The organism is Rhodococcus sp. EPR-147 (genome assembly GCF_001647185.1).
In the GTDB taxonomy this organism is placed as follows: domain Bacteria; phylum Actinomycetota; class Actinomycetes; order Mycobacteriales; family Mycobacteriaceae; genus Rhodococcoides.
Genome location: NZ_LVCU01000115.1, coordinates 1 through 1,435 on the forward strand (window position 1 = coordinate 1; position 1,435 = coordinate 1,435).

General features: G+C 66.2%; 2 protein-coding genes. Both read left to right on the forward strand.

All coding sequences use genetic code 11. The features are described from left to right. Positions 1 to 1,070, forward strand: a 1,070-nt coding sequence (locus A2J02_RS28070) for a hypothetical protein (protein ID WP_197477944.1), incomplete at its 5' end; no start/stop codon positions are given. Beyond that, positions 1,070 to 1,435, forward strand: a 366-nt coding sequence (locus tag A2J02_RS05455; protein WP_197477945.1) for a hypothetical protein, incomplete at its 3' end; no start/stop codon positions are given. The genes A2J02_RS28070 and A2J02_RS05455, both read left to right, overlap by 1 nt.

A 1,435-nucleotide genomic window follows, 5' to 3' on the forward strand; every position in this document is an offset into this window, starting at 1 on the left:
ACGGCGTTGGCCTGACGGTCATCGCCTCGGGCCGGGTCCGGTCCCGCCGGATCGTCCCCGGAATCAACCGTGTGCCACAGGTGGAGATCGGGGTGCACGACAGCCACGCCCGACTCGGCGAGCCTTGCCCGGTCGCGTTCGACACGTTCGCAAAGTACAAGCCCGTACTGAACCGACTCGGTGTCCCCGTGTCGATCGACGGCGTCGATGTGTCTGGCCCGCCCCGCCCGCTGCCGCCGTGGGGTGGTACCTACCCGTCGTACGCCGACGAGAAGCTGACCTATCTCAGCTCGCTCGTGATGGCCCGCAACGCCCGCAAAGGCTACTTTCGGATCACGCGGGAGGACCGCCTCGAGGTTCTGTCGTCACTGCCGGCAACTGTTGTGCTCGACGTGTCCGACGAACCGGGCGAGGCCGATATGTCGTACTCGATCGACGCCGAGTTCGGTTCGGACTCCAAGGATCTCGTGAATGCTGTACGGGTCGCAGAGAATCTGCTGGACTCGGAGGACTTCACCGACCGCTATGTCGGTAGCGATGACCCGCCGGCTAAGCTGGACTTCATCGCCGGCCGCACGCAGACCGCCGAGTACCGACGTGAAGCCTCGATTGAGGCTCTGGGGCTGGCGTCCCGAACTTTCCCGGTGGTGCGTGGCTCCGGGTCGTGGGCAGATATCCAGGCCGGGAACTACGGGACCAACTTCGCGGCCTGGGCGACAGCGATCCTCGACCAGTACAGCGTCGAGCAGAGCGGCCCCCGTGCGATCACGCTGCCGATCGTGACCGCCGAGCAGCGTGCCCTCGTGTCGCAACTGAACGTCCTCGACGCGATCGTGGTGCGCCGGCTCGGTGTCGCGTACGTGCGACGGATACGGCGGATCTCACACACCATCAAACCCGGCTCGTGGACGGTGAAGCTGCGGTTCGACGTGACCGGCTCGCAGGTGTACTGGCTGCCCGATACGCCGGTGCCGAGCATCGTGACAGCACTGTCCCCCGCCTCGATCGGCGTCGACGGCGGCGACGCACACCCAGATCCCAGCAGACCACTCGATGGAGGTACACCCTGATGCCACAGATACAAGTCCGGCGCGGCACCACAGCCCAATGGACAGCAGCCAACCCGATCCTGTTGGCCGGCGAACCCGGCTACGACACCACGCTCGAGGTGTTCAAGATCGGCAACGGCACCGATCACTGGGGCGATCTGCCGGCCGGCGAGGGGATGTCGGAAGCGGATGCTGACGCACGTTATGGGCGTGTCTGGACACCGTTGACGGACTACGCGATCAACGACACAATCCTGCTACCCGCCCCCGTCTCGGCAATCGGTAAGCGCATCGCCGCGGGCACCTCCCGCGTGAACTTCGACGCGACCGAGGAGTCCGCCTGGACAGTGGCCGCTGGCGGCTTGGACGAGGCGGCCGTGGTCGCC